19 protein-coding genes are annotated in these 23,509 nt (G+C 63.8%); 4 read left to right on the plus strand and 15 right to left on the minus strand.

Going from position 1 to position 23,509, the window contains the following annotated elements; translation table 11 throughout:
- Positions 1-81: 81 nt before the first annotated feature.
- The 9 genes from HF027_RS12095 to HF027_RS12130 all read right to left on the minus strand — a co-directional run bounded on the left by HF027_RS12095 (position 82) and on the right by HF027_RS12130 (position 8,601).
- Positions 82-1,344 carry an alkaline phosphatase D family protein gene (locus tag HF027_RS12095; protein ID WP_245184778.1) on the minus strand — a complete coding sequence of 421 codons (1,263 nt, stop codon included), beginning with the start codon at positions 1,342-1,344 and terminating at the stop codon, positions 82-84.
- Positions 1,316-1,765: a PhoD-like phosphatase N-terminal domain-containing protein gene (locus HF027_RS15630; protein WP_245184779.1), complete on the minus strand. Its 450-nt coding sequence runs from the start codon at positions 1,763-1,765 to the stop codon at positions 1,316-1,318. Before HF027_RS15630 ends, HF027_RS12095 begins: the two co-directional genes overlap by 29 nt.
- 164 nt (positions 1,766-1,929) lie before the next feature.
- Positions 1,930-2,808, minus strand: coding sequence for an AEC family transporter (locus HF027_RS12100; protein WP_168016022.1), 879 nt, complete (start codon positions 2,806-2,808; stop codon positions 1,930-1,932).
- 192 nt (positions 2,809-3,000) lie between these two features.
- On the minus strand, positions 3,001-3,930 hold the full coding sequence (locus HF027_RS12105) for an SMP-30/gluconolactonase/LRE family protein (RefSeq protein WP_245184780.1): 930 nt from the start codon (positions 3,928-3,930) through the stop codon (positions 3,001-3,003).
- A 55-nt stretch (positions 3,931-3,985) separates the two neighbouring features.
- Positions 3,986-4,600, minus strand: coding sequence for a 2-dehydro-3-deoxy-6-phosphogalactonate aldolase (locus HF027_RS12110; RefSeq protein ID WP_168016024.1), 615 nt, complete (start codon positions 4,598-4,600; stop codon positions 3,986-3,988).
- 66 nt (positions 4,601-4,666) lie between these two features.
- On the minus strand, positions 4,667-5,701 hold the full coding sequence (locus HF027_RS12115; protein ID WP_168016026.1) for a 2-dehydro-3-deoxygalactonokinase: 1,035 nt from the start codon (positions 5,699-5,701) through the stop codon (positions 4,667-4,669).
- 65 nt (positions 5,702-5,766) lie between these two features.
- Positions 5,767-6,915, minus strand: coding sequence for a galactonate dehydratase (gene dgoD / locus HF027_RS12120; RefSeq protein ID WP_168016028.1), 1,149 nt, complete (start codon positions 6,913-6,915; stop codon positions 5,767-5,769).
- Positions 6,916-6,967: 52 nt separating this feature from the next.
- Positions 6,968-7,780, minus strand: coding sequence for a FadR/GntR family transcriptional regulator (locus tag HF027_RS12125; protein WP_342448740.1), 813 nt, complete (start codon positions 7,778-7,780; stop codon positions 6,968-6,970).
- A 251-nt stretch (positions 7,781-8,031) separates the two neighbouring features.
- Positions 8,032-8,601, minus strand: coding sequence for a PRC-barrel domain-containing protein (locus HF027_RS12130; RefSeq protein ID WP_168016032.1), 570 nt, complete (start codon positions 8,599-8,601; stop codon positions 8,032-8,034).
- A gap of 372 nt (positions 8,602-8,973) precedes the next feature.
- Between HF027_RS12130 and HF027_RS12135 the strand changes: the two genes are divergently transcribed.
- On the plus strand, positions 8,974-10,644 hold the full coding sequence (locus HF027_RS12135) for a multidrug ABC transporter permease/ATP-binding protein (RefSeq protein WP_168016034.1): 1,671 nt from the start codon (positions 8,974-8,976) through the stop codon (positions 10,642-10,644).
- Between the two features lie 119 nt (positions 10,645-10,763).
- On the opposite strand, the gene fhuB is transcribed toward HF027_RS12135, so the two are convergent.
- The 3 genes from fhuB to HF027_RS12150 are packed head-to-tail and all read right to left on the minus strand — an operon-like array spanning position 10,764 to position 14,405.
- Complete coding sequence (gene fhuB, locus HF027_RS12140) at positions 10,764-12,770, minus strand: Fe(3+)-hydroxamate ABC transporter permease FhuB (RefSeq protein WP_168016035.1); 2,007 nt, start codon at positions 12,768-12,770, stop codon at positions 10,764-10,766.
- Positions 12,760-13,623: an ABC transporter substrate-binding protein gene (locus HF027_RS12145; RefSeq protein ID WP_168016037.1), complete on the minus strand. Its 864-nt coding sequence runs from the start codon at positions 13,621-13,623 to the stop codon at positions 12,760-12,762. The genes fhuB and HF027_RS12145 overlap by 11 nt, the downstream gene beginning before the upstream one ends.
- Before the next feature lie 14 nt (positions 13,624-13,637).
- The gene (locus tag HF027_RS12150) at positions 13,638-14,405 is read right to left on the minus strand and encodes an ATP-binding cassette domain-containing protein (RefSeq protein WP_168016039.1); all 768 of its coding nucleotides are present in this window, start codon (positions 14,403-14,405) and stop codon (positions 13,638-13,640) included.
- 417 nt (positions 14,406-14,822) lie between these two features.
- On the opposite strand from HF027_RS12150, the gene HF027_RS12155 reads away from it, so the two are divergent.
- Positions 14,823-16,991 carry a TonB-dependent siderophore receptor gene (locus HF027_RS12155; protein ID WP_168016041.1) on the plus strand — a complete coding sequence of 723 codons (2,169 nt, stop codon included), beginning with the start codon at positions 14,823-14,825 and terminating at the stop codon, positions 16,989-16,991.
- A 349-nt stretch (positions 16,992-17,340) separates the two neighbouring features.
- Here HF027_RS12155 and fhuF read toward each other — a convergent pair whose 3' ends face one another.
- From fhuF to HF027_RS12170, 3 genes are all read right to left on the minus strand, one after another.
- Positions 17,341-18,093, minus strand: a complete 753-nt coding sequence (gene fhuF, locus HF027_RS12160; protein WP_168016042.1) for a siderophore-iron reductase FhuF — start codon at positions 18,091-18,093, stop codon at positions 17,341-17,343.
- A gap of 77 nt (positions 18,094-18,170) precedes the next feature.
- Positions 18,171-19,121: a ferredoxin family protein gene (locus HF027_RS12165; RefSeq protein WP_168016044.1), complete on the minus strand. Its 951-nt coding sequence runs from the start codon at positions 19,119-19,121 to the stop codon at positions 18,171-18,173.
- Entirely contained in the window at positions 19,118-19,960 is an 843-nt protein-coding gene (locus HF027_RS12170) for an ABC transporter ATP-binding protein (protein ID WP_168016046.1), read from the minus strand. The genes HF027_RS12165 and HF027_RS12170 overlap by 4 nt, the downstream gene beginning before the upstream one ends.
- A gap of 437 nt (positions 19,961-20,397) precedes the next feature.
- On the opposite strand from HF027_RS12170, the gene HF027_RS12175 reads away from it, so the two are divergent.
- Complete coding sequence (locus tag HF027_RS12175) at positions 20,398-22,209, plus strand: IucA/IucC family protein (protein ID WP_168016048.1); 1,812 nt, start codon at positions 20,398-20,400, stop codon at positions 22,207-22,209.
- Positions 22,202-23,509 (plus strand): type III PLP-dependent enzyme, encoded by a 1,308-nt coding sequence (locus HF027_RS12180; RefSeq protein ID WP_168016050.1) that lies wholly within the window; start codon positions 22,202-22,204, stop codon positions 23,507-23,509. Before HF027_RS12175 ends, HF027_RS12180 begins: the two co-directional genes overlap by 8 nt.

The raw sequence follows: 23,509 nt of genomic DNA on the forward strand, positions 1-23,509 counted from the left end.
GATTCCCTTTCTCGGTGCAGGCCCTTTTACCCTAGCAGGAGACTCGTGATCCGACCTGACCTGCCTCGCCCCCGGTTGGTATCAGGCCGGGTTCAGCACCTTGGAATAGAGCGCGTCGCCTTGGATATCCTTGAGCGTGACGGTAAGCGCCTCGCTCTCCGGGTCGAGATCCACCTGGCCGAAGAACTGGAAGCCTTCACTGGGTGACATGTTGGCGCGCCCTTGCGGCGGAGCCTTCACGAATTCGAGCCGGGGCCCGAAGGTGTTGTCCAGCTCACCCGGACCATAGGTGCCCGCGTGGATCGGACCGCTGACAAATTCCCAGAACGGCGTGAAGTCCTTGAAGGTGGCGCGCTCCGGCGAGTAGTGGTGCGCGGCGGTGTAGTGCACGTCGGCGGTCAGCCACACCAGGTTGTCGATGCCTTCATCACGCACGAACTTGAGTAGCGCGGCGATGTCCTGCTCGCGTCCCAGAACCGGGCCGTCGCCATTGGCGGCGTTCTCGAAGTTGTCGCCGTCGCGCACCATCAACCCCAACGGCATGTCGGCGGCGATGATCTTCCAGGTGGCCGTGCTGGCCTTGAGGGCCTGCTTGAGCCAACGTAGCTGGTCATGGCCGAGGAAGTCGCTCTGCGGCCCCGACGTCGACTGACGGTTGGCAGAGTTGGGACCCCGAAAACTGCGCATGTCGAGCATGAACATCTCGAGACCGGGGCCGAAACCGAACTTGCGATGGATGCGCTCCGGCGCCGCGAGGGAGATGCGCAGCGGCATGTACTCGAGGAAGGCCTGGCGGGCATTGGCCGACAGCACATCGACGTTTTTCTCGGTGTAGCGTGCATCCTCGAGTATCTCGCCCGGATACCAGTTGTTGGTGGTCTCGTGATCGTCCCACTGAGCGAACATCGGCACCTCGGCATTGAAACGGCGCAGGTGGTCGTCCATCAGGTTATAGGCATATTGACCGCGGTACTCATCGAGGGTCTCGGCGACCTTGGCCTTGGCAGGGGTGACGATATTGCGCCAGATACTGCCGTCATGCTGGGTGACGCGCTCTTCCAGCGGGCCATCGGCATAGATGGTGTCCCCCGAATGGAGGAAGAAATCCGGCTGCACCCGGCGCATGGTGTCGTAAAGCACTAGGCCGCCGAAGTCCGGGTTGATGCCCCAGCCCTGACCGACGGTGTCGCCGGACCACACGAAGCGCAGGGCGCGAGGTTGCTGGACACTGGGCGGCAGCACCAGTCGCCCGGCCAGTGGCTCGCTTATCGCACGGTGGTCATCAAGATCGGCAAAGCGCACGCGATAGAAGACTTCACCGCGCTGGCTGGCGCGGCCGGCCAAGCCCTGTCAGATCGAGGCGTGCTGTCAGGTCATCGGTGGGCAGGGCCGTCGGACCGCGCATAGTGAGGGCATCGCGCATTTCCGGATTGTCGGCCAGCTCGATCATCATGCGGGATGGGCGGTCGGCCTGGCTCCACAGCATGGCGCGGTCGGCGGTGACATCGCCGCTCATGACACCGGCGGGCATGCTGGGGCGGCGGCCTTCGGCCATCACGATGGCCGGTGCGCCTAGCAGGCCGCTGGCGGCCAGCAAGCCAGCCCCCGCGCCGTAGAGGCCTCGAGACAGCAGTTGCCGGCGGTCGAGGTTCAGCATTGATGAAGCACTCGCTTCACTGACAGGCAATGCGCTGGTCTCACCATTAGATCGATGGGTGCTTGAATTCGGTGTGCGGCGGATCAGGTCGGAGAAATGCTTGGACATGGTCGGGTTCCTGGGTCGTTGATCGGCGACGGTACAGAGCAACGGTCACTTTCCATGGTGACTATGACCAAACCATGTCCCTTTATTGAAGCGTTCATGAGGTATGCCTGACCTCCACGCCTTTCCCAGCAAGACGAAGAGCGCAGACACCTTTCGGGTATGGCCTAGAGGATGAAGGCCAGCAGCAGTGGCAGGTAGATAAAGGCGAGTAACGTCGAGCAGAACACCAGGCTCGCCACATAGCTGGGTTCACGCCCGGAGCGCTGGGCGAACAAATAGTTGAAGACCGCGACCGGCATGCTCATCTGGACCACCAGGATGTTCTGGGCCAGGGGGGGCAGGTCGAGCATATGGCCGATAGCGTAGGCCAGCAGTGCCGCCAGCGGGATGCGAATCAGACTGAAGGTGAGTCCACCGGTGAGGCTGCTGACGCGGATATTGGCAAGCGACACCCCCAGGGTGATCAGCATCAGCGGGATGGTGAAGCCCGAGATCAGCTCCAGCGTATTGTCGAGCCACAGGGGGAGATCGGTATCGGTGAGCAGCAGGGTCAGCGCGATGCCAATCGCATACAAGGCCGGGGTGCGGGCCAGGGTACGCACGGGTCGTCCGCTGCGGCTCGACATGGCGATGCCGAAGGTGAACTGCACCAGCGACACCGTGACCATCACGGCAATCGCGAAGGCGAAGGCCGACTGGCCGAAGGCATACAGCACCACCGGTAGGCCCATATTGCCGGTGTTGGGATACATCATTGGCGACAGCAGCACCTGCCAGGGTTTGCCGAGCAGCGGGGCCGTCAGGAAGGTTGCCAGGGCCATGGCGGCAATCACCAGCAACGTCCCCAGCATCGTCAGGCTAAAGCTCTGGGCATCGATGTCGGCGCCTGACAGCGAGGCCAGGATCAGCGCCGGGGTCCCAATGTTGAAGACCAGCTTGGTGACGAAGGGGACCGGGAAGTCGTTGCCCAGCCGCACCCACATAAAGCCAAGCCCGGCACCGATCAGTACGGGCGCCATCACGGCGAAGAGTTGGGCAAGCATCGGCAGTCCTTGTCGGTGGTGGCGTCAGTCGGCGCATTGTCATGATGTTATCCACGACCATCCCGCTTTCATCGCTCTCGTGCATGCTCTCCCGTGAACCGCCATGATATGACCTGGCGGCGTGGAAGAGATGAACGAGTGGCGGGCATGAATCCACCGCCCTGATGGTCATCGCATCGCTTTACTGGCGAGTCACGCCAGGCGTAATCGAGGCTCCTGCAGGCCCTTGACGCCGGGCAGTGACTCGGCGAGGTCTAGCGCGAAGAGGGCGCCTTCGTGGGCTTGTGGGTCAGCGAGGCCTTCTTGCGCGGTCGTTACATAGAGGGTGGTCAAGTCGGCACCGCCGAAGGCCGAGCACGACGGCTGGCGAGCCGCGAGGGCCACATGAGCGACTTCCTCGCCCTGCGGGTTGAGCCTTGCCACGCGGCTGGCGCCCCATAGAGCGATCCACATGCAGCCATCGCTATCGATGATGGCGCCATCCGGGCCGCCACCCGACTGACGCATATCGGCCCATGGTTCGGGCTCGATAAAGGTGTCGTCCTCACCGCGCTGGGGAAAACCCTCTGCATCCAGCGCCCAGCGCATTACCCAGCCGGTGGCGGTATCACTGAAATAGGCATGGCGGCCATCCGGCGAGAAACACAGCGCATTGGGAATGCTGAGGCCCTGACGAAGGCAGGTGAGCTCGCCTCGATGCAGACGATAGAGGCTTCCGGCGCCGGGTTCGGCGCCAAGCCCCATGGTCGACAGCCACAAACTGCCGTGGGTATCGACCCTCGCATCATTGCTGCGGGTGACGGGGGTATCGGCCTCGAAGGGCAGAAAGTCGCTCGTCTCGCCGCTCTGCGGATCGAAGCGCGACAGCTGGTTTTCTGCCACCAGCAGGTAGTCGCCATCCAGGGTCAAGGCCGCGTAAGACGTACGCCGGCCGAGGCGTGTGATGCGATGGTCATGACCATCGGGTCCGGCACGATGCAGTTCGCCGGCCAGGATATTCAACCAGCGCAGTTCACCGCGGCGAGCGTCCCAGCCCGGTCCTTCGCCAAGCTCACAGCCGCTATCGACGCGGACCTTGGCATGACCGAGACAGGGGGATGACGGCATCGAGGCTGCGTTCATCTAGTGCTCCTTGTGCATTTGCGAGAGGTGAACGGCGAGAGGCGAAAAGGTGGCGTCAGTCGGCCGCCTGCCAGGCGGCGACCAGCGCCCTTGCCCGTTCACCGACCTGGTCGGCGTCAAGTCCCGGTGAGTAAAGCGATGTGCCAAGCCCAGCGCCATGAATGCCGGCAGCACGCCACTCGGCGAAGTTGTCGGTGCCGATGCCGCCGACGGCATAGAGTTCGGTACCCGCGGGAAGCACGGTCTGCATCGCTTTCATGTTGGCAATGCCGACCTGGGTGGCGGGGAACAGCTTGAGACCCGAGGCACCGGCCTCAAGCGCCGCAAAGGCCTCAGTGGGCGTGACGATCCCGGGCATCGAGACCATGTCGAGCCGACGGCTCTCGCGAATTACCTCGACGTTGCAGTTGGGCGAGACGATCAGCCGACCACCGGACGCATGCACCTCGCGAACCTGGGCAGGCGTCAGCACGGTGCCTGCGCCGACGAGAATCCTGCCATTGTGATGATCGGCGCAATGCCGCGCCAGCTTCTCGACGCTCGCGAGCGGTTCCGGCGAGTTGAGTGGAATCTCGATGCGGGTGATGCCCGCGGCGATGATGGCTTCAGCTATATCGATGATCTCGGCGGGCGTGACGCCACGCAGGATGGCTACCAGGGGCAGGCTCATGTTTTCTCCTGAAAAGAGGGAAGCGCCGCGTTGCGACGCTCAACGTCATGGGGTCGGACAGCCGCGTCATGGGGTCGGATAGCCGCTAAGGGACCTGTCAGGGGCGTGGTGGATTCGCCCCAGCCCGGCAAGGATCATGTCCACGTTGGCTTCGATATCCACCGCGAATCCCAGATGCTCCAGGGCGAGCCGATAGCGCTGGCATAGTGATTCGGCGCCGATCAGCACCACCTGACTGCCGGTTGCCAGGTTGGCCGTGGCGCCGGCCAGCTCAAGGCCCAGCACCATGCCGGACAGGCGCGCGCCAAGCCATGCACCGCGGGCCGTGCCGCTGGGTAGCCTGGAATCGAGCAGGTCGCGGGCACGAATGCCGAACAGCTCGGCGCTCAGACGCCCGGGGTCCGCCAGGGCGGTATCGATGCCCTCGAGGTAGGCCGCGCGCTGCGCCTCGTCGTTGAAGCTTCCGGCCAGGTCATCGCTTTTAAGCGAGTGTCGTAGCACCGAGTCCTGGCTCAGCAGCTTGAAAAGCTCGCCGCTCATGAAGGTGGTGAAGCCACTGATGCGGCCGTCTTTCAGGCGGGCCCACTTGGCGTGAGTGCCCGGCAGGCAGACAGCGCCGTCGAACCCGGGACGGCGCGCCACCAGGCCGGCGAGCTGGGTCTCCTCGCCACGCATTACATCGAAGCCTTGCGGCGTCGGCGCCATATCCGGCTGCTGACACAGCCCGGGCACGATCTGCACATCGAGACGGGCATCCCGAGTCGGCACCGTCGTCAAGCGACTGCCGAGGTCGGCGAACACATCGGCGTCGTCGGTTAGTGGCAAGTAGGCGGCTTCCACCCAGCCCTGACGGGCGCCGGCCATGCCGCAGATCAGCACCTCGGTGCCGTTGCCCTGTGCCGGCAGCCAGTTCCCGATCACGTCGAGCAGCGCACCCTCGAACTCGTCCGGGGTGAGGCCCAGCATGCCGCGTTGGCTGCTGGTTTCGGCGATGATCCTGTCCTCGTCGTCCAGCGCCCAGGCGCGCAGGTTGCTGGAGCCCCAATCGACCGCGATCCAGCTCAGACGCTCGGCGATTGCAACGGCATGATCAGCGGACATCGTGATGCCTCCATTCTTGGGCGCCCCTTGGGGCGCCTGTATCGTCGGGGAGTGGGGGTGGTGGGTTACCACTCAGCCACAGAGCCATCCTCGTGCTGCCACACCGGGTTGCGCCAGCGATGGCCGACCTTGGCCCGTTCCTCGACGAAGGCCTCGTCGATCTCGACGCCCAGACCCGGCCCCTGAGGGATGGCGCAGAAGCCGTCCTTGATCGCAAGGGCCGACTTGTCGGTGAGGTAGTCGAGTACGTCGTTGTCCTTGTTGTAGTGGATGCCCATGCTCTGTTCCTGGATGAAGGCGTTATGACAGACGGCATCCAGTTGCAGCGAGGCGGCAAGCGTCAGCGGTCCCAGCGGACAGTGCGGCGCCAGCGCCACATCATGGGCGGAGGCCAGGGTGGCGATCTTCAACCCCTCGCTGATGCCGCCGCAGTGGGAAATATCCGGCTGGATGATGTCGACCATGCCGTCGGCCAGGAGGTCGCGGAACTGGAAGCGGGTGTGCAGACGCTCGCCGGTGGCGATCGGCGTGGCGATGCCTTCGGCGATATGCTTGAGGGCCGGCAGATGCTCGGGGGCCACCGGCTCCTCGATGAACATCGGGTGGAACTGCTCGAGCTCACGGAGCAGCATCTTGGCCATGGGGCGGTGCACCCGGCCGTGGAAGTCGATGCCGATGCCGACATCCGGTCCCACGGCTTCACGGGCTTCGGCCACGCGGGCCACGGCGTCGTCGATCTTCTTGTGGGAATCGACGATCTGCATCTCCGGCGTGCCGTTCATCTTGAAGGCGGTGAACCCCTGATCGACCAGGGCACGGGCGCCGGCGCCGACATCGGCCGGGCGGTCGCCGCCGGTCCAGGCGTACATGCGCATCTTGTCGCGCACCGGGCCGCCCAGCAGCTGATGAACGGGCACGCCAAGCTCGCGGCCCTTGAGGTCCCAGAGCGCCTGGTCGATGCCGGCGATGGCCGACATCAGGATCGGGCCGCCGCGATAGAAACCACCGCGATACATGACGTTACACAAATGCTCGATATGGCGAGGGTCCTGGCCGACCAGGTAGTCCGAGAGCTCATGCACGGCGGCCTCGACGGTAGCGGCCCGCCCTTCGACCACCGGCTCGCCCCAGCCGTAGCAGCCCTCGTCGGTCTCGATCTTCAGAAACAGCCAGCGCGGCGGTACCTGCCAGGTCTTGAGTCGGGTGATTTTCATGCGAAGCATCCTTTATGTCGGGCAATGGGCAAGAGAGCGCGGTGCGAGGCCGTCATCCGCCGGTGGGCGTCGTCCTGGTGGACAGAGGGGCTGCCTGGCTTAGCCGTCGGCCGTCGTCATTGACGCCAAGATCGGCAGCGGTGCGGGCGAGCACCTGCTCGGTGGCCTTGCGGGCGTCGTCGGGCTTTCGCAGCCGGATCGCCTCCAGCACGCGGCGGTGGCGGGCCAGGCTGTCATCCAGCGAGTCCGTATGATGGTGGGAGTGCTGAATCAGCGCGATGATCGAGGGCCGCAGAAGTAACCCCATCTGGCGCCAGACCAGATTATGGCTGGCGCGGTAGATGGCGTCATGGAAGGCGACGTCATGCTCGGTATGCTCCTCTCGGCGTGCCGGGTCACTCGCACTCGCCGACATGCCGTCGAAGGCGGCTTCGATACGCGCCAGATCCTGGGCGGTCGCCGATAGCGCCGCGAGCTCGCTGACGAAGGGCTCGGCGGAGAGCCTGAAGGCGAAGACTTCACGCACCAGCTGGGGGTGCGGTGACGCAAGCCCCGCCATCCATTCGCTCATCTGCGGGTCGAGCAGGTGCCAGTCGGCGATGTCGCGCACCACGGTGCCGCGGCCGGCGGTGCGCTCGATCAGCCCGCAGCCGCTAAGCGCGGCCAGGGCATTACGAACCCGATTGCGGCTCGCCGCGAAGTGCTGGCAGAGATCCAGCTCCCTTGGGAAGACATCTCCGCTGGCCCACTGACCGGACAGAATGGCATGCGCCAGCACATTGGCAAGCGCGCTGGCGCCGGTCGTGAGCGGTTGTGGCAGCTGTGAAAGCTGAGAAGGCGTTGCGTGAGACGACAGGGCAGTCACGGCGATCTCCAAAATATCTGACTTAACTATATAAATGTCTGACATTTTGCGCAACTGCTGGGCGGATAACCTCGGCTAGACATTGGTCGAAAAGGAAGAGAAGAGGCGCTTGTTGTCTGCGCCAGCAGGCGCTTGAGTGAGCACCTGACAGGCAGACACAACACGGCCCGGTCGATGACCGGGCCGTGGACTAGCGGATCTTGAGTTACTGGAAACTACTCAGTGTCGGTCCCGTGCCGACAATGGCCGACTTACTGGTTCTGATCGACCGCCTGCTGAGCTTCGTCACCGGCTGATTCGAGCGCGTTACCGGCACGCGTCAGGGCGTCGGCGGTGGCTTCCTTGGTGGTTTCCCAGGCGCTGCTGGCGCCTTGCTTGGTGTTGCTCCAGGCCTTGCGTGTGGCGTCCTTGGTCTCGGCCCACCAGGTCTCGGTGTACTCGGGCTGCTGGCCGACCTCGTCCTGCGTCAGGTCGAGGTGCACGACATAGGACACCTGATCGAGGCTATCACCGTTGTGCGTCTCGACGGAGAAGTCGCCGGTGTCGATCACGTAGGCCTTTTCAGCAAGGCCAAACTGGTTGTCGGTCTCGACGACCAAGGCACGTACCCGCATGTCGTCGTCGAGCAGGATATCGTCCACTTCACCGATGTTCTGCTCGGGGGAGGCCTTCAGGACGACATCGGCATCATTGAGTTCGTCGGCGGAATAGAGACCTTGCGGTGCGGCGAGGGCCGAGCCTGCGACGCTCATGCCACCGATGAGCATTGCGCCGACCATCGCGCTCTTGAGATTAGTGCCTAGCGGTTTCCGTGCTGTCATGAACGAGTACTCCAGATTGAGAATTCGTTTTCCATGGCTAGAACTATCGCCATACCTACATATCTTGAGGGCGTTGGGGGATTTTCAAGGGGCAGGGCTTGCGTTACATGGTCCTAACCTTACCTTACACTTCCCGAGCATTTTTTGCCAGTAGCGAGGCATTAGGCTTGCGAAGGCTTGTGTCGCCGAAGTCGGGGCATTAAGTAGCTAGTTGTTGGCGAGGCGGCATCTTGCTACCGGCGGACGATGGGATTGTGACGGCGCGTGGTTTCGGTAAAATACAAATGAGATCAATAATGTTTTTCATTTCCTCGTTAGTGGCATCGTCATCGACGGGATCGAAGGCTCACCGACCCAAGACAAGGATCTGCCGTGGAACTGCTTCGCGTGATCTTTCGCCACTACCGCTGGCACTTTCTTGCCGTCATGCTACTGAGTCTGGCCAGTGCCGGGCTCGGCATTGGGGCTATTGCTTTCATCAACCGCCGACTGATCGAGGAAGTGGGTGACCCCACCAACGTATTGCCCGCCTTTCTCGGCGTTATCGTTGCGCTGCTAGTCGTAACCTTGGCCTCTCAGATGGCGTTGACCACGCTTGGCCACCATTTCGTTTATGGGCTACGGGGCCGCTTGGTCAAACAGATTCTGGATACCGATGTAGAACGGCTTGAGCGGTTGGGTAGTGCCGAGCTGCTGGCGAGCCTATCAAGTGATGTGCGCAACATCACCATCGCGTTCGTTCGCTTGCCTGAGTTGGTGCAGGGCGTCGTGCTGACCATCGGTTCGGCGGTCTATTTGGGCTGGCTGTCGCCCAGCCTCTTGCTGGTCACAGCGGTGTGGTTGGCGGTCACGATTGCCGGCGGCTCCTGGCTGGTAGCGCGCGTATACCGCCACCTGGCCAAGGTGCGTGAAAGCGAGGACAGGCTGTATCAGGACTACGAAGCTGTCATCCAGGGTTGCAAAGAGCTGGCGCTTAACCGCAGCCGGGCGCGTCGCCTCTTTGACGGGCGTTATACCGAGGACGCAAGTGCTTATCGTGACCATATCATTCGTGCTGACACCTACCATTTAAGTGCCGTCAACTGGTCGAACATCATGATGCTCGGCGCCATTGGTGTCGTCTTCTATCTGGCCAATGGCCTGGGGTGGGCAAGCACTGCGGTCGCCGCGACCTATTCGCTGACACTGCTGTTTCTGCGTACACCGCTGATCCAGGCGGTGGGAGCGCTGCCAACGCTTGTGAGTGCTCAGGTCGCCTTCGACAAGATAGCGGCGCTGGAGCTGGCCGAACCCGAGGCGGACTTCGCGGTGGTCGAGCCGGCGCCGGCAGACTGGCAGACCCTTACGCTGCGTGGCGTGACCTTTACCTATACTGGCAGCCATGCCTTGCCAGGCTTCCGAGTCGGTCCACTGGACCTGAGCCTGAGACGCGGCGAGCTGGTGTTTCTCATCGGTGGCAATGGCAGTGGCAAGTCCACCCTGGCCAAGCTGCTGGCTGGCCTATATCAACCCCAAGAAGGGGAATTGCTGCTGGACGGCGTAGCGCTGAAGGATGCCCAGAGACCGGCCTATCGGCAGCGTTTTTCCGCGGTCTTTACCGATTTTCATCAGTTCACGGACCTGGTCGGCCCCGAGGGAGGACAGGCCGACGCGGCACTCGTCGAGACATGGCTTAAGTATCTTGCGATGCGCGACAAGCTGACACTCGAGGGGCAGAGGGTGACCAACCCGGAGCTATCCCAAGGGCAGCGCAAGCGGCTAGCACTGCTGATGGCGGTTGCCGAGGAACGCGACCTGCTGTTGCTGGACGAGTGGGCCGCCGACCAGGATCCTCAGTTTCGGCGGGTCTTCTACCGTGACCTGCTGCCCCAGTTGAAGGCGATGGGCAAGACGGTGTTCGCCATCAGTCACGACGACCACTACTTCGACCATGCGGACCGGCTATTCGAGATGCATCGCGGCCGGCTAAGCGAGCTGACGGGCGACCAGCGCAAACGGGTCAGCCGCGATGCGGTAGCCAGGCTCGATCGAGCGGAGGAATGAGCGATAGGCAGGGACGTCGCTGGTGAGTCACGATCTAGAGCACCGCCGCTCCGCAGCCCCTCGCGTAGAAGTCTCAATCTTGGGCTGTGTCCGATCGACCTCAACCTCCTCTCTTTCCACTATAATCGCCGTAGTCCCCACATGAAGTAGGCACCACCAAGCAATGAGGCGACCAGGCCAGCAGGAATTTCCTGTGGGAACAGCAGTTGGCGGCCCAGCCAGTCGGCTAGCACCATCAGCAATGCGCCGGTAAGTGCTGCACCAACAAGGTGCGTCTTGGCGCGGCTAAAGCCCATCAGGCGCGCCATGTGCGGGGCCAGTAATCCCACGAACGATAGCGGTCCCACCACCAGCGTGGCGGTGGCGGTGAGCAGTGCCACCAGCGCCAGCAATGCCAGCCGAGACCGGTGCAAGTCGACCCCCAGGGCAGAGGCCGTCGGGCCGCCCAGCGGCAAGATATCGAGCCAGCGGGTGAGTGGGGCGGCGGCCAGTCCTAGGACCAAGGCGGCACCGGTGACCGTCATGGCACTGGCGAGATCGACATAGTAAGTAGAGCCGGACAGCCAGGCGATGACCTGCTGGCCGCGGGGGTCGCCACCGGCCAAGACGGCGGACTTGACCGCCTCGAATAGCGCGGTGATGGCAACCCCTGTGAGCAGCAATCGCTCGGGTTGAAAGCCGCTGCGACGGTTGATCATCACCAGCACGGCTAGCGACATCAGAGCGCCCAGAGTAGCGATACCCACCAGTGTCAGGTTATCGGGTGCCGGTAACAGAAAGATGGCCCCGATCAGCGCAATGGCGCTGCCACCGCTGATGCCCAGTACTTCGGGACTGGCCATGGGGTTGGAAGTGAGGCGCTGGATCAAGGTGCCGGCAATGGCCAGCATCAGCCCACAGCTGGCGGCGGCCAGCAGGCGCGGCAGCCGCCATGAGAGCAGGTCGCTGTTACCAGGGGAGGCCCACTGCCAGCCGTCAACGCCTTGACCGGCCAGCAGGGCGATAACTGCCAGGGCAAGCAACGCGACGGCAAGCGAAGTGGCCAGGCGGCCTGGGGCGGGATGGCGGCCGCCGACCGTTCGTGCCTCCCGCGGGGGGGCGCTGCTCCCCAGGCGCAGACGCGGGATCAGCCACAGCAGCAGCGGTGCGCCGAGCGCGGCGGTGATGGCGCCGGTAGGAATCATGGTCGGCAGCAACCCGGAGAAGCGCTGCAGCAGCAGGTCGGTGACGGCCAGCAGTAATGCGCCGAGCAGCGTCGACCAGAAGAGTCTGGGCCCAAGCCGGCGGGCGCCGGCCAGGCGCACGATGTTGGGCGCCGCCAGGCCGATAAAGCCAATGATGCCGACCACGCTGACGACGCAGCCGGTGATGAAGACCGCCAGACCCAGCCCGCCCAGGCGTAGGTGCTTGAGCGAGACGCCAAGGCTGCGGGCGCCGGCTTCGTCCAGCTCCAGCAGCGAAAGCGGGCGCAGTAGCCAGGCGGTGAGCAAGGCACCCAGTGCCAGGCGTGGGGCGAGAAAGGCGGCGTCCTCCCAACCATTTTGAGCCAGCGAGCCGGCGCCCCAGATCAGCAGGCCCTTGAGCGCTTCCTGGTGAAAAAGCAGAAGCACCATGCCCAGCGCGCCTAGATAGAGGTTGACCACCAACCCGCCGAGCACCACCACCATCGGTGAAAGTCCGCGCCGCCAGGCAAGCGAAAAGACCAGCCCCATGGCCAGGCCACCGCCGGCCAATGCCACCCATTCACGGCCCAGCATCAGCAGGCTCGGTGCCATCAGGCTCGCGGCCATCAGTGCCAGGTTAGCGCCACTGGCGACCCCCAATGTGGTAGGGGCCGCCAGTGGGTTGCGCAGCACCTGTTGCATCAATACACCGGCCAGTGCCAGGCCGCCGCCAGCCAATAGCGCCATGCTGACACGAGGCCACCAGGCCATGTGCAGCACCAGACCGACCGTGCTGGTATCCGGCGCACGCAATAACGCCATCAGGCCGTTGGCCAGCCCGGGGCTGGCGTGCAGATGCATGATGGCCAAGGCGACCACTATCAGACCGAGCAGCAGGCAGGCACGGCCCGGTGTCAGCTGTCGAAGTGGCGGACGAGAACGAGGCAGGGTGTCAGCTGGCATCGTCTTTCTCCAGAGCGGTCACCAGCAGGTCGGCGAAGCGCCGGGCGGAAGGTAGGGCGCCAAAGCTCCATACCGGGTCAAGAATGAGAGGGTCGCCCTGGCGCTTTAGCAACGCTTGCCACAGGCCACTGCCCTCAAGTGACGCCCGCACGCCCGCCGGAAAGGGCTTGACGACCACTAGCTGGGCGTCCAATTCGATCAGGGCTTCCAGGGGCGCTAGAGAGAATCCCCAGGCATTGGTATTGCCGTTCCAGGCGTTGCTCAGCCCCAAGCGCTCAAGGACGGCCTGATAGAGGCCATGGTCACCGAAAACCCGAACATGTCGGGCATCCATGAACTGAACCATCAGCAGTGGCCGGGTATCTGAGTTCAGCCGTTGCTCAAGCGCTGCCAGGTGTCTCTCGGTCTCATGGATCAATTGTTCAGCTGCGTGGGGGCGTTCGATCAAAGCGGCCACCGCATGCGTCAGCTCGCGCATTTCACTCCAGGTGTCGCGCCCGGGGCGGTAAAGCGACAGCGTATCCACTGGTGCAATTCGCTCGAGGCGCGGGGCGAGGTTGGCAAACATCGGCGAGATCAGGATGCGGTCGGGAGCAATGTCTGCCAATAACTCCAGGTTGGGCTGAGTGCGCAGCCCAAGGTCGCTGACCGAGTCAGGCAGCGTAGGCTCCCTGACCCAGGCCTGATAGGCATCGACCTGAGCGGCCGCCACCGGCGGATGATCCAAGGCGACAAGCGTTTCTGCCAGGGTCCAGTCGAGGGTGGCCAGGTGAGGTGGAGCCGCGAGGGAAGCGGTGGCGAAGAGCAGGGCCAGCGGCCCGATGAGCCCGGCAAACAGGCGGCGATGCAACATGGGGCTTCCTGCGGCTAGTGAGCGATGGCGACGCGGTGCTTGCCACTGGGGTGAGGCATGACATGCATGGGGATACCGTAGATATCCTTGAGGGTGTCACCGTTCATGATGACATCCGGTGGGCCCTCAGCGAGTAGACGTCCACCGTGCAGAGCCACGAGTCGGTCGCAGTAGCGAGCGGCCAGGTTGATGTCATGGAGCACGATGACGACACCGAGTTTGAGTTCCTGGCTTAATTGGTGAATCAGTTCCAGCACTTCGACTTGATGCGCCACATCCAATGCCGCCAGTGGCTCATCAAGCAGCAGGTAACGGCTGTTTTGGGCCAGCAGCATAGCGAGCCATACCCGTTGACGCTCACCGCCGGATAGGGTGTCGATCAAGCGATCAGTGAAAGGATGAGTGTGGGTGAGCGACAAGGCTCGCTCGATAGCGAGGTCGTCCTCGCGACCGTGGCGGCCCAGCAGGCCGCGCCATGGATAACGCCCGAAGCCGACGAGTTCGCGACCGGTGAGATTCTCGGCGGAGGGTGGGTGCTGAGGAAGGTAAGCCACCTGGCGGGCGAAGGCGCGGTTTGACCATGTCCCAAGCGGTTTGCCATCGAAGCGAATCTCGCCCTGGCTGGGTGACTGCTGGCGGGCCAGTAGTTTGAGCAGGGTCGACTTGCCCGAGCCATTATGGCCGATAAGGCCGTGGACCCGGCCCTCCGCGAAGGCCAGGTCGAGGGGCTGCAGCAGGCACTGGCCATTGACCTCGAAGGAGGCGTCACGTGTTTCGATCATGGGAGGCTCTGCTCGCGGAAGGCCACCCCTGGGGGCGGTGAGAGTTTTCGCAAATCGTATGTCAAACAATAATAATTATCAATGCTATCGGTTGGTTCGGGTGCTGATATGGCCTGAGTGGAAGCCCCACCCCCAAGGGGGTCTCGATCTTCCGCTACTTCCAGGCCCTGGGGCTTCATGCCGCGGTGGGGCGTGGGATGCGCCTCTCCGGTAATTGCGGCATCGGACTTAGGCATGCCGTAACAGGCTATTCACGGCGGTGACCCTTTGGTCGACGCTGCATCGATTCACAGGCGAGCGGCAGCGGACACTTTTAGCTGAGATAAGTTCCTATTTGGGTTGTTGTTATTAATGCGAGTCATTATCATGCGCATTCCCGTGCATAAGACTCCATAATAGCCAGAGGCTTACTTCCCTATGTCTCCATTCGCTTCTCGCCGCGTGGGGGCCGACCCCCTCGCCCAGGCCGTGCGCCGCGCGATCGGCCTCGCCACCTGCGGTAGTCTCATACTGGGCTCGCCCACCCTGCTGGCCCAGCAGTCCGAGTCCGCCGGAGAGCTCCAGACGGTCACCGTCGAGGCCGAGGCGCTGTCGCTCGTCACCGAGGGCTCGGACGACTATCGGGTAGCGCAGACCAGCACTGCGACCAAGCTCGACCTGACACCCCGCGAGACGCCGCAGTCCGTCTCCACGGTGACCCGGGCCCAGATCGAGGACTTTAACCTCGATACCCTCAACGATGTCCTGGAAACCACCCCCGGGGTGACGGTGGAGAGGCTCGAGACAGACCGTACCTACTTCACTTCGCGGGGCTTCGAGATTTCCAATTTGCAGGTTGATGGCCTGCGTCTGCCCATGCCTTATAACAATGTGCATGGTGACATCGATACCGCGGTCTATGATCGTGTCGAGGTGGTGCGTGGCGCCACCGGCCTGATGTCCGGTTCGGGCAATCCGGCAGCCACTGTCAACTTTATCCGTAAGCGTCCCACAGCGACGCCGCACGCCTCCGTTACCGGCAGCCTCGGCAGCAATGATCACCGCCGCCTGGCGTTGGATGTCTCCGGTCCCCTCGACGACGAGGGCCGTGTACGCGGCCGCCTGGTGGCCGCGGGTCAGGACGGTGACTCCTATCTGGATCGCCTGCATCGGGAGAGGGGCGTGCTTTACGGCGTTATGGAAGCCGACCTCTCGGACAGCACCCAGCTGGCGCTGGGGCATACCTGGCAGCAGAACAACACCGACAGCAACATGTGGGGCGCGCTGCCGCTCTATGACTCGGCCGGCAACCCCACCGACTATGATCGCTCGACCTCCTCGGCCCCCGACTGGTCGTATTGGAACGGCGAGACACAGCGAAGCTTCGTCGAGCTGACTCAGCGCCTCTCCGACGACTGGTCGATCAAGGGCACGGTGACACACCTGGATATGGTCTCCGATACCAAGCTGTTCTATATCGGTACCGTGCCGGATGCTGATACCGGGCGGATTCCCAACAGCTTCTATTTGAGCAAGTACGATCGGCACCTGGAGCAGTGGGTGGCGGACCTGCACGCCAAGGGCAATGTCGAGGCGTTCGGACGTACTCATCAACTGGTCGTCGGGTCGGACTGGAGTCAGAGCCGCAATCAGCAGAGTTCCCTCTACGCGGCTGCATCGGAGGACTTGCCACCCTTGGACGATTGGGACGGCGACTACCCAGAGCCTGACTTTGGTGACCCCGACTTCGTCAACGATGCCACCGTCAAGGAGCGTAGCCTCTACGGCGCCGGCAAGCTGGATCTGGCCGAACGCTGGACGGCCGTGGTCGGTGCGCGGATGAGCTGGCTGGACGCCGTGGGTGATCAGTACGGCAGCTCGCAGGACACGACCCTCGACAACGAGCTGACCCCTTATGCCGGTTTGATCTACGACATCGACGATCAGGCCTCGCTTTATGCCAGCTATACCGAGATCTTCAGTCCTCAGACCGAGATGGATCGTAGTGGCCAGTATCTCGACCCCATCGAGGGGGCCAGCTACGAGCTGGGACTGAAAGCGGATGTCTTCAACGGTGGCGCCGATGCGGCCCTGGCGGTGTTCCGCACCGACCAGGCCAACGTTGCCCAGACGGATGGCAAAATCAACGGGCGCGATGTCTACAAGGCGGCCGACGGCATCACCAGCGAGGGCCTGGAGATGACCCTGGCTGGTGAGCTGGCTCCGGGCTGGCAATCCAGCGCCGGCTATACCTATCTGGAGGTTGAAGATGCTGAGGGTGAGGCCACCAATACTTACATCCCGCGCCACCAGGTACGGGCGACTACCAGCTACCGGCCGGCCTCTCTGGACGCGCTCAAGGTCGGCGCCCGGCTTCGCTGGCAGGATGATATCGAGCGTGAACGCGACAACGCCGATGGCAAGACCCGCCAGGATGCCTATGCGCTGGTCGACCTGATGGCGAGCTACGACTTCAATGACAGCCTGACCGGCTCGTTGAACGTCAACAACGTCACCGATGAAAAATACCTGACCAGCCTGAAGTGGGATCAGGGCTTCTACGGCGCGCCGCGCCACGTCATGGCCAACCTGACCTGGAACTACTGAGCACAGGCGCTGGATAAGACGAATGAAGGGGCCATCCCGGTAACGGGGTGGGCCCTTTGCGTTTCAGCGCTGAGGTCAGGAGCGGCGCTGCTCATTGTCGATCAGCGATAGCTCATCCACGGGCCGGTTCTTGGCACCGAGCGTGCTCTGGGTAACGCGTTTCTCCCAACCTGGCGCACTCTCCTGCACATGCATGACCGGCAGACGTGAAGCCGCCCGCCGCTAAGCGTCAACAGGATAGTGTCGAGGAGCAGAGGACTCGGCTGATACTTTGGCGGGTCCCTATCCGTTCTAGATCGCCGGCCGAGAGCCGCCGGGAGGGTGTGGGGCTTAAGGAGACGGTCATTATCTAGCCCGCTGCCTTCTCCGGCAGGGGGCAGTTGCCGCAGTAGCCGAGTTCGGGCAGCCGGTAACGCAGGCAGCACAGGCGCCGGACTCGCCGGGGCGGGGAGGCCGCCGTCTCGCCTTGAGGTTCGGGCTGAAAATAGCGCACCGGCTGATAAAGCGGGTTGCGCCGCCCACCGGGGAGGGTACGCGCGGCAAGCAGCCGATGGCCTTCCTCGACGGCGCTCGGCTGCGCCATGGGGTGCGTTGCCAGCGCGCCGAGAAAGTGCTCGAAGGTGTTGCCGACATTGCTCCAGAAGACCTTGGCCGAGGCCCCGGAGCGGGTCGCCAGGTCGCTGATCAGCGGGGTCAGGTGATCGTCGATCAGCGTCGAGAAGCGCATCAAGCCGTCAAGCGACGTCAGCGGGCGCCCAGTGTGAGCAAGTTGCAGGCGTTCGGGGTGGCCCGCGGGAGTGAGATGCACGCCGACCTCGTCACATCCCACCGGTAGGTCGCGCTCGAGCAACAGGTTGGCGGCCAGATAGGGGGCCAGCAGTGCACCGAAATGCCATTTGGACCATAGCGAGATCAGGGCGCGCCGGTCGCCTTGCCCCTGAGGATAGCCATAGCCCGCTCCAAAGCGTACTAGCTCGGCTTCGAAGCGCGCGGGTCTCAGCAGGTCACACAGTGACACCGCCGGCGCTTTGACCGGCCCGACCCGCGGCGGCAAAAGGCCATCCAGCGGGCCGGTGTAGAGCGTGTCGAGAAACGGGGGCATGGCGATCTTCTCATCATGGCGACCAATAATCCGGTCATATTATGATGAATGAAAATCATTATCAAATGAAGCGGGCGTCAGGCGATATGGGTGGCGCGCCAGACGCGGCTGGGCTGGGCGCCGTCGCGCTCGTAGTCGGCACAGGTGTCGTGGCGGATCAGTTCGCTCTGAAGACAGCTCACCACCAGTCGCCCCTCACGCTCCCCTGCCTGCCAGTGGACCGGCAGCGTCTGGCGCGGGCCCTCGTGCTGCTCGAGGGCCTCTTTGACCCGTACCCGGGCGTGGAGGCCGCGGGCCGCCAGCCACTCGAGTGCGGCTACCTGGGCGCATTGTGCGACCGGGGTCAGTCGTGAGTCGCCGCGGTAACAGGGCAGGTAGGGGCGATCGTCCTGCTCGGCCTCGAGCAGCCCCGGCACGTCGTCTGGGTTGAGACGGCCGTACTTGCGCAGGGCGGGCAATACCAGGGCGCTGGTAGCCAGCCGGCAGCCGCCCAGGTGGGTGCTTTCCCAGACCTCGAAGGGCAGGGACTCGCGGGTCACGGCCTCGGCGAGGGCGCGATAGCTGGCATAGCCGAACTTGGCGCAGCACTTGTCCTTCTTGCCGTGGGTGCAGCACAGGATCATCGGCAGGGCGACGTACTTGCCTCCCCAGGCCGCCAGCGAGTCACCGCGGGAGAAGGCGGAAAGAAAGGCTTCCAGCTCGTCCCGCGCGACCCGATATTCGCGTCGCTCCGGCATCAGGAAGACGCGATGGCGCTCGGCGTCCTCGCCCCGGCGGTGAATTAGGTTGACCCGCCGCCCCGCCTCGGCCATGGCTTCGAGCTGCGTGGCCACGGTATCGGGCATGTCGCTGGCGCGACGCAGGCTACGCTGCCACTTGGGCCGGGGCCAGCTGATCAGCAGGTTGCGCTCCGCGTGGGCGGCGCTGCCCACCAGCGGATCGCCAATCGCCTGGCTATCTTGCGCGCAGAAGCGCCGGGCCGGGCGAGTGTCGGCGGCCGTCTGACGATGGTCGGGAGTCGCGGTCATGGCAGCTGTCCTTCCCGTGGGCGTCGCGGCGCCTTGGTCGTGTTGAGCCGTGGCACACAGACCGGTTGCCCGCTGTGCGGGTCGCGGATCACGTGGGCATCGAGGTCGAACACCGCCTTCAGGTTGGCGGCGGTAAACACCTCGGCCGGTGTGCCGGAGCGCTCGATTCGGCCGTCGCGCATCATGACCAGTTGATCGGCATAGGCCGCTGCCAGGTTCAGGTCGTGCAGCACCAGCAGCAGGGTGCGACCGTGCTCGTGGGCCAGCCGCGAGAGCAGGTCCAGCAGGTCGACCTGCACTTTGAGGTCCAGAAAGGTGGTGGGCTCGTCGAGCAGGATCAGGTCCGTCTCCTGCGCCAGCACCATGGCGATCCAGCAACGCTGTCGCTGGCCGCCTGAGAGCGCGTCGACGCTGCGCTCGGCGAAGTCGGTGACATCGGCATAGGCCATCGCCTCGCGGATGGCGCGGGCATCCTGCTCGGCATCCTGTCGCCACAGACGCTGGTGAGGAAAGCGCCCCATGCCGACCAGTTGCCGGACCGTCAGTCCTTCCGGGGCGGAAGGACCCTGGGGCAGGATGCCCAGGCGCTGTGCCACCTGCCGCGTGTTGCGGTGGTGAATATCCTCGCCATCGAGACAGACGCGCCCGGCACTGGGCGTATGGGTGCGCGCCAGCGTCTTCAAGAGTGTCGACTTTCCGCTGCCGTTCGGGCCGAGCAACACCGTCAGCTTGCCTTCGGCCACCGCCAGATCAACGCCGTCCAGCACGCGGCGGGTGTCATACCCGGCGTGCAGGCCTTCGCCTGTCAGGCGAGACGGCTTGGCGGGTGTTGAGGGCATGGGAAGACTCGGTAACGTGATATCGATGCAAAACCGTAATACAAAAAATTCTCATTTTCAAGTCAAGAGGCCCCCGCAGGCGGGCGGTTCGGCGTTTGGTAGGTAGGCGCAGACCAACGAATCGAGCAACGAGCATGGACAGGTCATCAGTCAATCTATATGGTAATTATTCTCATTCGCATGTGTTGTTTGGTCGAATGAGACTGAGGTGACAGACAGCAGTTACCCATCGACGCGATACGCATAACCCATATAACGACGTCACCAAAAACAACGTCGCGAAGTGATGAGAAGTGACTAGCGAGGGACACGCGGATTCACCGGGCAACAACGACCAACCGGCGACGGTGCCAAGTCTCCAGGCGAGGATTGCGCCGACAGCGCACTCGGTTACCCGGCAGGTGAATCTTTACAGGACGCATTTTCGCGGAGGCACCATGAGCGACGCTCGTCCCTCTCGTCTACCCGACGAGATCAGCCGACATGCATCCATGCATGCATTGCTGAACTGCATCATCAAGGAAGTGGCAATACCTAACGACACCCTGTCCTATCGCTTTCCCATCCGGCGCGAAGGCCTGCACGAACTGCGACATGGCATACCGCTTCTGATCGAGTGGTCGGCATCGCTTGCGCTGTTCGTTCTGGTGGACCGCCGCTCGGTCATCGGCAGCCATTTCTACCTTTCCGACGTCTATCTCTTAGAGGCTGAAGCCGCGGGGTGGCATGCTCCCTCATTGGCCGAGTTGATCGCCGCGCTGCTGGCACATTGCCAGTGGCATGACGGCAGGCTCAATCAGGCGCTGTGCGATCAGGTCGTGCAGAGCCAGGACGTCATGACCACGATCGTTGCCCATGCCGCGCAGCGGCCCCGGCTGCATCCGCTGACGGATTATCGTTGCAGTGAGCAGGGCCTATGGTTCGGCCACCCGAATCACCCCACCCCCAAGGCCAGGCACTGGCCGTCTCACCTGCTGCAGGACAGGCCCGCCTACGCGCCGGAATTCTGTGCCACTACGGCGCTGCATCAGTTTTCCTTTCCTGCGACAGGATTGAGTGTTCAGGCCAATCGCTTGCCTACCCCGGACGTGTTGGCGCAGGTGGCAGACCAGCGTCATGCCGAAGACGGCGATCGCGTCGTGCTCAGCATGCACCCGGTTCAGGCAGACCTTTTTCGCAAGGATGTCCGGGTAGCGGAGCAGATCAAGGACGGCATCATCGGCGATCTTGGGCCGAGCGGGTGGCACGCCGCGCCGACCGCATCGATGCGCACCTGGTACATCGACGGTCATCCCTGGGTCCTCAAAGGGTCGCTGAATGTGCGCATCACCAACTGCGTGCGCAAGAATGCCTGGTACGAGCTGGAAAGCACGCTGGTCATCGATCGCATCATGCATCGTCTCACCCAACAGCAAGATGCCGCGCTTCAGGCGCTGTGCGTGGCGCAGGAGCCGGCCACGGTGCACTGGACGCCGGTTGCGGGCGATGAGGCCGATCAGCGCTGGTTCCGCGAGCAGACCGGCATGATCCTGCGCGAGAACTTCTGTCAGCGCTTCACGCCGCAGCGCTGCCTGCTCAGCGCCACGCTGTTCGCCCGCGATGCCCAGCTGGTACCGATGGTGCTTTCCTACATCAAGGCCCCGGGTTCTGAAGAGGCACAGCATGCACTGCCCGCGGAACGCCAGGTTCGGGAGTGGTTCCAGGCCTACCTGAAGACGCTGGTGGCCCCGGTCATGGGGCTGTTCTTTCGACACGGCATCGTCATGGAGCCCCACCTGCAAAATTGCGTACTGATCCACGAAGCGGGCATGCCCCGGCAGATGCTGTTGCGCGACTTCGAGGGGGTCAAGCTGACGAAGGACAAGGGCGTCGACTGGCTCGCGGGCGAATCACTGCCTGCCCGTGTCAGGGAGTCGATGACCTATAGCCGTGAGCAGGGCTGGAACCGCATCGCCTATTGCCTGCTGGTCAATCATCTTGCCGAGGCGATTCTGGCGCTGAGCTGGCAGCGTCCGGTACTTGGCGATGCGTTATGGCAAGACACCCTGGACGAGCTTCGCCGGGTGCGACAGACGCTGGGCGTCCCGGCCCCCGAGCTGGATGCGCTGCTGGCGGGGGGCGAGCTGCCCTGCAAGACCAACTTCACGCTGCGGCTGATGGCAAAGGCGGATCGCGAGGCTCAGTACGTGGCCTTGCCCAACCCGTGGCATGCCACCCAGGGCACGAGCCGGGAGGTGGCCTATGGCTGAGCCGCTCGCGATTCCCGAACGTATTCACAATGCCATCACGGCTCATCGGCAGGCGTGCGATGAGCCCATGGCGGCCTTCTTCTATGACTTGCCGGCGCTTTCCGCCCAGGGCCGAGCCTTGAAAGCGGCCTTGCCACCCGGCGTCGAGCTCTACTATGCGATCAAGGCCAACAGCGAGGCGGCCATCATCGACACCCTGGCGCCTATCGTCGACGGGCTGGAGTTGTCGTCCGGTGGCGAGATCGAGCGGGCCTGCGCCTGTTCGACACCGCGCCCTTGGGTGCTCTCAGGCCCCGGCAAGCTGGATACCGACATGCGAGAGGCCATGATGCGAGGCGTCGAGGCCTTCCATGTCGAAAGCCTCGGTGAGGTGGAGCGCCTACAGGCGGTCGCGGCCTCACTGGATAGCCACCAGCCCGTGCTGCTGCGCATCAATCCCGCCTTGCCCGCGGAGTTCTCCAGCCGCCTGCGCATGGCCGGCACCGCCACGCCGTTCGGCATCGACGAGGCGCAGCTCGATGATGCGGTGCAAGCGGTGGACGCCGCCCCGAACCTCAGGCTGGTGGGCTTTCATGTTCACGCCATGTCGCACCAGGCCTGCGAGCGGCGACACCTGCGGCTGCTGGCCACCTATCTCAAGCGTTGGCCCCGCTGGCGAGCGCTGGCGACTGACCCTGAACGGGTCACCCAGCTCAACGTCGGGGGCGGCATCGGCGTCAACTATCGCCGGCCGTCCGAGCAGTTCGACTGGCCCTTTCTGTGCCAGGCCCTGCGGCGGCAACTGGCGGCGATGCCTGAGCCACCGCGGGTGCGCTTCGAGATCGGCCGCTTCCTGTCCGCCTTCTGTGGCTACTACGCGATCGAGGTGTTGGATACCAAGATCAGCCATGGCGAGGGCTTTCTGGTCTGTCGTGGCGGCACTCACCAGTTTCGCCTGCCCGCGGCCCAGGGGCACGACCATCCGGTCATTCACCTGCCCCGCGACCCCCAGCGGGCCGGTGAGGGCGAGCGCCGACCCTGGACCCTGGTCGGTCAGTTATGTACCCCCAAGGACGTGCTGAGTCGCCATCAGGAGCTGTCCGGCGTGGCGGTCGGCGACCTGCTGGTGCTGCCGTTGGCCGGCGCCTATGGCTACAACATCTCGCATGCGGACTTTCTTTGTCACCCGCGTCCCGAGCAGGTCTTTGTCAGCGACTCTAGTGATGCTCTCGACGCTCCCGGTGGTCTCGACGTACGCGGCTCCCCAAATCGCAGTGAACGCGAGTCGAAACGCCAGCGACCCGCCGAGACAGTGAGGTGA

Origin of the sequence: Halomonas salinarum (assembly GCF_012062845.1) — a bacterium.
Lineage (GTDB): Bacteria > Pseudomonadota > Gammaproteobacteria > Pseudomonadales > Halomonadaceae > Onishia > Onishia salinarum.

Bases quoted from the DNA above. Each gene is read 5' to 3' on its own strand.
- HF027_RS12155 (WP_168016041.1), top strand. From the start codon at position 14,823: ATGTCTCCATTCGCTTCTCGCCGCGTGGGGGCCGACCCCCTCGCCCAG.
- HF027_RS12165 (WP_168016044.1), bottom strand. From the start codon at position 19,121: ATGACCGCGACTCCCGACCATCGTCAGACGGCCGCCGACACTCGCCCG.
- HF027_RS12130 (WP_168016032.1), bottom strand. From the start codon at position 8,601: ATGACAGCACGGAAACCGCTAGGCACTAATCTCAAGAGCGCGATGGTC.
- HF027_RS12150 (WP_168016039.1), bottom strand. From the start codon at position 14,405: ATGATCGAAACACGTGACGCCTCCTTCGAGGTCAATGGCCAGTGCCTG.
- HF027_RS12145 (WP_168016037.1), bottom strand. From the start codon at position 13,623: ATGTTGCATCGCCGCCTGTTTGCCGGGCTCATCGGGCCGCTGGCCCTG.
- HF027_RS12105 (WP_245184780.1), bottom strand. From the start codon at position 3,930: ATGAACGCAGCCTCGATGCCGTCATCCCCCTGTCTCGGTCATGCCAAG.
- HF027_RS12115 (WP_168016026.1), bottom strand. From the start codon at position 5,701: ATGTCCGCTGATCATGCCGTTGCAATCGCCGAGCGTCTGAGCTGGATC.
- HF027_RS12175 (WP_168016048.1), top strand. From the start codon at position 20,398: ATGAGCGACGCTCGTCCCTCTCGTCTACCCGACGAGATCAGCCGACAT.
- HF027_RS12180 (WP_168016050.1), top strand. From the start codon at position 22,202: ATGGCTGAGCCGCTCGCGATTCCCGAACGTATTCACAATGCCATCACG.
- HF027_RS12110 (WP_168016024.1), bottom strand. From the start codon at position 4,600: ATGAGCCTGCCCCTGGTAGCCATCCTGCGTGGCGTCACGCCCGCCGAG.
- HF027_RS15630 (WP_245184779.1), bottom strand. From the start codon at position 1,765: ATGTCCAAGCATTTCTCCGACCTGATCCGCCGCACACCGAATTCAAGC.
- dgoD (WP_168016028.1), bottom strand. From the start codon at position 6,915: ATGAAAATCACCCGACTCAAGACCTGGCAGGTACCGCCGCGCTGGCTG.
- HF027_RS12100 (WP_168016022.1), bottom strand. From the start codon at position 2,808: ATGCTTGCCCAACTCTTCGCCGTGATGGCGCCCGTACTGATCGGTGCC.
- HF027_RS12170 (WP_168016046.1), bottom strand. From the start codon at position 19,960: ATGCCCTCAACACCCGCCAAGCCGTCTCGCCTGACAGGCGAAGGCCTG.
- fhuF (WP_168016042.1), bottom strand. From the start codon at position 18,093: ATGCCCCCGTTTCTCGACACGCTCTACACCGGCCCGCTGGATGGCCTT.
- fhuB (WP_168016035.1), bottom strand. From the start codon at position 12,770: ATGCCAGCTGACACCCTGCCTCGTTCTCGTCCGCCACTTCGACAGCTG.